At 46.6% G+C, this 7,843-nt stretch carries 7 protein-coding genes and 3 pseudogenes; 3 read left to right on the plus strand and 7 right to left on the minus strand.

Going from position 1 to position 7,843, the window contains the following annotated elements; genetic code table 11:
• Positions 1–19 precede the first annotated feature (19 nt).
• Complete coding sequence (locus tag COW15_RS19555) at positions 20–2,173, plus strand: TonB-dependent receptor (RefSeq protein ID WP_293635229.1); 2,154 nt, start codon at positions 20–22, stop codon at positions 2,171–2,173.
• Positions 2,174–2,222: 49 nt separating this feature from the next.
• Here the strand turns inward: COW15_RS19555 and COW15_RS19560 are convergent, their stop codons facing one another.
• The 3 genes from COW15_RS19560 to COW15_RS19570 form a co-directional block, all read right to left on the minus strand.
• Entirely contained in the window at positions 2,223–2,825 is a 603-nt protein-coding gene (locus COW15_RS19560) for a GNAT family protein (RefSeq protein ID WP_293635231.1), read from the minus strand.
• A 135-nt stretch (positions 2,826–2,960) separates the two neighbouring features.
• Positions 2,961–4,298, minus strand: a complete 1,338-nt coding sequence (locus COW15_RS19565; RefSeq protein WP_293635233.1) for a DEAD/DEAH box helicase — start codon at positions 4,296–4,298, stop codon at positions 2,961–2,963.
• A gap of 193 nt (positions 4,299–4,491) precedes the next feature.
• On the minus strand, positions 4,492–5,040 hold the full coding sequence (locus tag COW15_RS19570; RefSeq protein WP_293635235.1) for a DUF4256 domain-containing protein: 549 nt from the start codon (positions 5,038–5,040) through the stop codon (positions 4,492–4,494).
• Positions 5,041–5,339: 299 nt separating this feature from the next.
• Here COW15_RS19570 and COW15_RS20785 point away from each other — a divergent pair.
• A pseudogene (locus COW15_RS20785) lies at positions 5,340–5,476 on the plus strand (DNA polymerase III subunit epsilon); the annotation flags it as partial.
• Positions 5,477–5,494: 18 nt separating this feature from the next.
• Here COW15_RS20785 and COW15_RS19575 read toward each other — a convergent pair.
• A pseudogene (locus COW15_RS19575) lies at positions 5,495–6,550 on the minus strand (alpha-amylase family glycosyl hydrolase).
• 219 nt (positions 6,551–6,769) lie between these two features.
• Between COW15_RS19575 and COW15_RS19580 the strand changes: the two are divergent.
• A pseudogene (locus tag COW15_RS19580) lies at positions 6,770–6,973 on the plus strand (phage virion morphogenesis protein); the annotation flags it as partial.
• A gap of 75 nt (positions 6,974–7,048) precedes the next feature.
• Here the strand turns inward: COW15_RS19580 and COW15_RS19585 are convergent.
• From COW15_RS19585 to COW15_RS19595, 3 genes are read right to left on the minus strand one after another with little or no spacing between them, the layout of a single operon-like run.
• Positions 7,049–7,222, minus strand: a complete 174-nt coding sequence (locus tag COW15_RS19585; protein ID WP_293635237.1) for a hypothetical protein — start codon at positions 7,220–7,222, stop codon at positions 7,049–7,051.
• Positions 7,215–7,343, minus strand: coding sequence for a hypothetical protein (locus COW15_RS19590; RefSeq protein ID WP_293635239.1), 129 nt, complete (start codon positions 7,341–7,343; stop codon positions 7,215–7,217). The genes COW15_RS19585 and COW15_RS19590 overlap by 8 nt, the downstream gene beginning before the upstream one ends.
• Positions 7,344–7,403: 60 nt before the next feature.
• Complete coding sequence (locus COW15_RS19595) at positions 7,404–7,706, minus strand: BrnT family toxin (protein ID WP_293635241.1); 303 nt, start codon at positions 7,704–7,706, stop codon at positions 7,404–7,406.
• Between the last annotated feature and the right edge of the window lie 137 nt (positions 7,707–7,843).

A 7,843-nucleotide genomic window follows, 5' to 3' on the forward strand; every position in this document is an offset into this window, starting at 1 on the left:
TACTTATATAGGATTTGCTATGCGACTCGCGCTCACCCCCTGTGCAGCTTCAATACGTTATGCCTTAATTGGTTCGGCATTATTTTCAGGTATGGCCTTTGCCACCACGGCAGTGAAGGCTGTTACGCCACCAGCACCCATTGAGCGCCTGATTATTTCGGGAAGTCGCGTCGTAGAACGTATTGATGAGGTCCCCTCCTCTGTCACCTTAATTGATAACGCCACGCTCGACCAAGACCTCAAGGTCAGCTCCGAGCTACAGAATATTCTAGCAATGCGCGTTCCAGGCTTAGCGCCATCTTCGGGTACCTCAAGTAATGCAGGGCAAACGCTACGTGGCCGTAAGGCACTCATACTGATTGATGGTGTACCGCAATCGACACCATTGCGTAATGGCTCGCTGGATATGCGCTCAGTGGATGTGAACGCCATAGAGCGTATCGAAGTGATTAAAGGCGCAACCTCGATTTACGGTAATGGTGCAGCAGGCGGCATTATCAACTACATCACCAAGAAACCTGGCGACAGTAAAGCACATGTGGATCTTGGTGCCTCGAGCAAATTCAGCACAGTGAAATTTGAAGACAGCGCTGGCTATCGCTTTAATGCGGGAGTGGATGGCTCACTTGACAAGTTCAGTTATGTCTTAAATGCCGTGACCGAAGAAACGGGTCTGCAGCGTGATGCAGAAGGTGATGTACCTGGCCTAGTTTATGGATTATCCGAAACGAAAACCCAAAACCTATTTACCAAATTGCAATATCAGTTTACCGATGCCAGATCACTGCAATTCACCTACAACTACTATGAAGCACAACAGGATGCAGACTTAGTCGATGTCACTGGCAGTATTAATTCGGGCGTTAAAACCTACGCCATTAAAGATACCTCGGGCAAACCAAAACTCGGCGAACCACAGGGACCTAAGGGCAACCATAACCTGACCTTAAAGTATGTTGACGACGCATTATTAGATAACACACAAATGGTGTTAGACGCCTACGGCCAAAAAATTGATAACATGTTTTTCTTCTCTTCCTCACTCGCGAATCCCTCGGAAGGATACAGTGGTGGGCAATCGATTATTCTGTCTGAAAAAATTGGCTTACGCGCCAACTTTAATACCGAGGTCGATTGGGACAAGATAGTCACCAATTTTATTTATGGGGTCGATGCTTTGCAGGATATCAGCAGTCAGCCTCTTGAGGATGGCCGTATTTGGGTACCTGAAATGGACATGACCAACCTTGCTTTCTATCTGCAGACTAAATGGGTGATATTTGATGATTGGGTCATTAAGGCGGGAGTTCGTCAGGATAGTGTGGATTTAAGTGTTAACGATTACAGCACATTAAAACTGTGTGCGAGTGCGACTCAGTGTACCGAATCGATTGATGTTAAAGGAGGCGAGCTTGGCTTTAACGCCACCACTTATAACTTAGGGCTACGTTATACAGGTAGCAGCTTTGCTAGCCCGTTTATCAGTTATTCCCAAGGGGCCGACATTTCTGATCTTGGTCTGTTATTACGCACTGCGGCAGTCAATGACATCGCCTTAATCAAAACACAGGCAGCCATTATTGATAACTATGAGATAGGTATTTCAGGCTATGTTGATGCTTTTTCCTATGAACTCGCCGCCTTTTTCAGCGAATCAGAACTCGGCACCAGCAGCAAATACGACCCAGTATCAGGTGCCTATGTTCCAGTTCGCGCCCCGCAAGAAATTTGGGGCTACGAAGCACAAGTCAGTTATTCTTGGTTAGACAATCTCAGCACCGGTATGAGCTATAGCTTTGTCGAAGGTAAAGATACCGAAAAAGATGAGTATTTAGACGGGCAAATCATCTCTCCACCTAAATTTACCGCTACCTTAGATTGGCAACCCACAGATAACAGCAATATAAGTTTGGCCTATTTATATGTCGGCGATCGCGACCGATTCGAGCCCATTGATGGCGCATATGTTGGCAGCCAAGGCCCCGTTGAACATTACAACCTAGTCAATTTGAGCAGTAGCTACCAAATCAATGATTGGACTTTATCCCTTGGTGTGGAAAACCTGTTCAATGAAGATTACTACTCCGCTCGCTCGCAATCTTTTACCTTTAAAGGCTACAACACTAAAGGCTTAGGGACGACAATGAATGTCGGCGTGAGCTACCAGTTTTAAGGTGCGCTCGAAAAAGAGTTAATCAAAGAGTAAATGAAGCCAAATGGGATTACGCGTCCTGCTTGGCTTTATACTCCTCCTTTAACAAGGCGTAGAGATACTCATCGCCCCACGCGCCCTTAAAGAAGATGTTTTTCACATAATGGGCTTCGCGCCTAAAGTGGAGTTTTTCGAGTAAGCGGCAGGATGCTAGATTTTGTGCATCGGTGATAGCAATGACTCTATGCTGATGTAATTCAATAAAGAGGTAATCCAGCAATGCACTGACCGCCTCAAAAGCGACATTCTTGCCTTGATGCTCAGGCGCAATCGTAAAACCGATTTCTACCTGCTGCTCATCGATAAAATGCAGCGCCAGATCGCCAACTAACATGGCAGGCGCCGCTCCCAACGCGGCAGTGACAATCGCCAGTTGAAACCACGTATCTGTCGCACCAAATTGTGCATAATCCATCTTCTCGAACAGCGCGACTGCATCGCTATAGCGGTAATCCGTCCAGCTTTGATATTTGGCGACCTTAGAGTCGGCTCGATAGGCGGTAAAAGCCTCAAGATCCGCTCGCTGGAATGGCCTAAGCACAAAGTGCTCGGTCGTTAAACCGTTATTCACCACTTTATGAAGTGCTTTGCTCAACGCCAATGTCGATGCCATAACTGAAACCCTTAATGTAAATAAGTCACTAAGTTACACCCAGAGCGAAAGCGTTAATAGCAGCCAATGGACTTTATTCAGTGATTAGTTTGGTGATAGCTGTACTTCAGTCTAAAGGCTTAAATAACTCCAAGCTCAGCGCTTACCTTTAAATGCTTTGGCGCTGTGCTTATTGATGCTACGGCGGTTCGCCTGTTTATCCCGCGGTGGCCGCTTACGCTCAACCTTATTATCCGCACCGCCATCAGTGATTTTTTCACGCGGCTTATCCGTTACCGGAAAGTCAGCCAATAATGCCAGCGGTAACTCCCGCGCAGTTAAGTTTTTGATCGCCGTTAAAGTGGCCATTTCACCGTGACACACGAGGGAAATCGCCAGCCCTTTTTCGCCTGCGCGGGCGGTGCGGCCAATGCGGTGCACATACACAGGCGCGCTCATAGGCAAATCCAAATTGATGACCACAGGCAAGGCATCGACATGAATGCCGCGCGCCATCAAATCTGTCGCCACTAATACTTGAATGCGATTGGCTTTAAAGTCGGCCAAGGTTTGACTGCGCACGGTTTGATCTTTTTCGCCGTGCAGCGCGGCAGCTTTTATCCCCGTCTTAGCAAGTCGTTTAGCGATGGCATCGGCATCATCACGGGCGCTGATAAACACCAGCACCTGCGGCCACTGATATTGTTTTAATAGCGTAATCAGTGCCTGCGCTTTACTGCCCTTGTTGACTAAATAGAGCTGCTCTTCGATTTCGGCGGCTACTGAATTCACCTTGTGAGCTTCGACCCGTAGCGGATCATTGACCAATAGTTTACCCGCCAATGCAGCCAAAGCCTCGGGCAAAGTGGCAGAAAACAACGAGGTTTGCTTAAGCTTAGGCATAAACGCCAGCAGCTTTTGCACATCGGGCCAAAACCCCATTTCCAGCAGGCGGTCAGCTTCATCCAGCACAAGATGTTTTATCGAATCGAGGCTGATATGGGACTGCTTGCATAAATCCAGCAAACGCCCAGGGGTTGCCACTAACAGCTGCGGCTTGGCTACGAGTTCGGCTAATTGATCTTCCAAGGGGATGCCACCACACAGAAGCTGAATGTTCAACGGAGCCGATAACTGGCTCGCTACCGCTTGCAGCGCCTCGGTCACCTGCAGCGCTAATTCCCGCGTGGGCACCAGCACTAACGCCAGCGCATTTGTGGCCGACACAGACTTAGCGCCCTGCAACTGTGTTTGTTGCTGAATTTGTTGATAGATTGCTTGCAGCAAGGGCAAACCAAAGGCCAAGGTTTTACCGCTACCGGTTTGTGCTAAGGCTAACAAATCCCGCCCCGCAAGAATGGCCGGAATTGCCAATTGCTGTACCCGAGTCGGATGTTTAAGCCTTGTGGGCAAGGCCTTAAGTAACGCCGAATTTAACCCAAGCTCGGCAAAGGTTAACGACTCAGGGAAAGAAGAAGGCTCGGCAAAGGTCATCACAGCACCAGATTAAGAAGTGGGAGCGAAAGTTTACTGAGAGTGGAATCGTATTACCAATCTTGCTTACACTATTGTGTAAATAGTGCGGTTTAAGCCAAGCCCCATGCTGACACAAAATAGTGCCGTGACGGTTTGGACATGATCAGTTCCCACCCGCTCCCCCCCTCCAGCGCTAGCAGCCCGACGCTCGCTACACTAATAACCGAGTCCGAAAACCCCGCGCGGCATAATAAGAGTCGGCACCATTGTGATAGGTAAAAATCTGCCCATAACGTCTATCGCCGAAAATTGCGCCACCCAAGGTTCTGATCTCTAATGGTGTTTGCAGCCAACTGGAAGTCTTAGTATCAAACTCTCCTAAGGTTTGTAACTCACGATATTGCGCCTCGGTCAGCATTTGTGCACCCATTTGCGTCGCAAGCTCCATTGCACTGCCAACGGGCTTATTGTTCTTACGGGCATCGAGCGCCGCTCCGTCGTAGCAAAGACTCCGACGACCCAAAGGGCTTTGCGCTGCACAATCGACAAAAATAAATTTGCCCGTATGTGGATCAACCCCCACCACATCAGGCTCACCGCCAGTAAGTTCCATCTCATGCAGCGTATTTTGATTCTGCGTGCCGCTTTGGCGAATTTTGGCTTCAACCTCGGCCCAATGGATCCCCTGATGACGCGGCGTATTCGCCGCAAACCTTAGTGCTAGCTTTGCGAGTAATTCGTTTAATAGTGAGTCATTCACAGTTATCTCCTTTAGTGATTATTGAAAATCATCGCTTTGGGCTGTTAAGCATTAACCGTTTTACCGTGACTGAGGATAACGGCTATATCATAAAGATGCATGTTTTTCATCTAGCAGGCTAACCTAATTCCAAGCTCATCTAAACATCTCAATTCAACATTCAATGCGCCGTTTTAGACTAGATCTTTTTACCTCACGGGCTTAAAGCGAGCTTATGGTAGCACCCCGAGCAATCAGCTTTATGAATGTGCAACACAACTCATTTGTTTAACTGAGCGTAGTGGAACACTAGCGTGATTCTGACTAAACCCGAGAAACACAGCTTTAAAGAAAGACAGCCGCGCTTGAAGAAGAAGCCAAACTTAAAAAGCAGCAAGCGTTTCAGCTTAAAACCGAGCAAGAGTTAGAGAAAGTCGAAGTCGCATTTACTGAATGATACAAGATTGTATCAACTTTAAACCTGTGGGTGTAAAGCTTGGCTAAAAGCTTTGCCTTTACACCATTTGCCGCTGTTGTGCTGCTTTTTAAACTCGCACATGCTATCCCATCGACCGCTTATGCCACTGTATTGACGGCGAAACTCTTTGGCTGAAGTGAGCCACGCATCGGAAGCAATGCCTAATTCATTAAGGAGTTTAGGCCGCTGATTATCAATATAACCTTTTTTATCAAGGCGAATGGCGCGGCCTGTCCAATCAATGAGTTCGAGATAATCGGCAAAATGGAAGGGAATGCCCGCTTGTTCATTCAGGTGTGCTGCACCATCGAATTGGACTAGGAATTTGTGGAGAATGTGAGTTTGATTGGTTGAGGAGTCAGTTTGTATCGCTGAGATTGTTAATGCGCTATTGGGCGAATTTAGCGAGTTAATTCGCTCCTGAATCGATGTAAAATCAGAGGATTGCAAAGAGTCGGCAATACCCGCTCGAATAGGATTTAAATCGACATACATCATGCATGCGAGCAATGCTTGCTCATCTAACAGCGCTTGCGACTTAAAACGACCTTCCCAGAAGGCGCCTTTGCATTCATCTTCACGATTGGCCTTGCGGGCGATGTCTTCATTCAGGCAGCGCATAAACCAGCTGATACTACTTAATCGTTCATGCCACTCGGCAAGTAAGCCATCGAGTAACATGACTTCACCGTCGATTAAAGCATCACCATTCATATACTTAGTTGCGACAGCATGGCCCTTAGTGACTTGACACCAGCGGTTGATAATATCTTTTTGACTTAAGGATTTGGCCTTATCGACATTAATTTTGAGTATTAGATGATAGTGATTATTCCCTGTCTATTTCGCAAAGAGGGCATAGGCACAGATATCAATACAGAAAATCGCAGATAATGCCTTGATTTTATCTACAATCCAGCCGCGTCTATGTTCATAGCTTCGCCCCGTGAGTTTATCCTCTCCACATAAAAAAGCCCTTCTGACACAGCGATTTATCACATGATAGAAAGGTGTGGCGTTAGCATCAATTAACTGTCTTCTGGCCGAGGTCATAGCAAACTCCACACAGACAAAATCAGGATAATTTAAAGCCTAGTCAAAGAAGCTAAAAAACACAAAAAGATGTGGCTGTCCCCGCTTTCTCAAAAAGATGTGGCTGTCCCCGCTTTCCCTCCCCGCTTTCCCGCTTTCCCGCTTTCTGAGGTTGCAGTGTTGGCTGTTAATCCCAAATGAGTTCAGCCTGTCCTATTTTTCTCCAGGCAAAAATACCTAAAGCCTGAGTATTCACCCCAAGCTGCAAGTGTGGGCTTTACTGGGTTTATTTCCCGCGTAGCGACCGAGCATCAGTACGGACTAAGAGGGCGAATAAACGAGCGGATATCGGTTCAATATCCGCAGCGGGAACTGTTGGGGTTCACGGTCGATGAACAGGACATGATAGAAGAGGCTATCGTTAGGCATTTAGCGATGAGATAACCGTTCGCTATATTATTGCAAATCGAGATTAACGCTTATCGCAAGGGTTGCCGCGCGTGGCGGCAGTTCTACTGACTATGCTTGATAAATGGATTTTTGGGTTACTGGTTTCATCTCATTCAACTGATGCTGCTTGATTTCCGGCGCCATTGAACTTACTTCGGCGCTTTTTTCGGCAGTTTTGAGATAGTGCCAGTTTGTATTTCCTCTCAGTGACTGGATGTCTTCCAGTTTGACTTTCTTAGTCATGTTTCCTCTCCTTGGGTTTACCAAACTCTTCTAGTTCTTTTTCAGTTGGGACAACTGAATCAGGGTCACTAAGTACAGCTTCGTTGATGTCTTTGTCAGTCAGAGCGTCGACTTCAGACATTTTGGTCTTCCCTTTCAGAAACTTAATTTGATCAAGTGAAACTTTCCGTACAGTCATAACTTACACCACTTTTGAATAGGGTTTCATTAAACCTCGCTCGTAAGATTTCTTCTCACGAGAGTTGGCTTTACGTGCGGATATTAAGCGAATCGTACCCTTTGGGTCTCGCTCTGTATAGATTACAAACAGAATTCCATGCTTTGTCGTGCCGATAGTTTGATATCGAGATTCTTGGTAGTCTTGGCGAATATCTTCACGTTCAATCCTCTTCTCATCCAAAAACACGTGAAGAGCATCCGCAAAGTCAATTTTATGTTTTGCCATATTGATGGCATTTTTGGTTTCATCCCACTCAAATTCCATTTTTTCTCCTTGTGTTGATGTGTAAAAATATTACTGTATAGCTTTCCTGTTTCGGCTGCTATTGGGGAAAAGGTTGAAAACAGGACATATATGGTCACCTCGGGGTTAGCAAGGCCAATGTCCTATTTTATTCGAAC

The sequence above is a fragment of the Shewanella sp. CG12_big_fil_rev_8_21_14_0_65_47_15 genome (assembly GCF_002783505.1).
Taxonomy (GTDB): domain Bacteria; phylum Pseudomonadota; class Gammaproteobacteria; order Enterobacterales; family Shewanellaceae; genus Shewanella.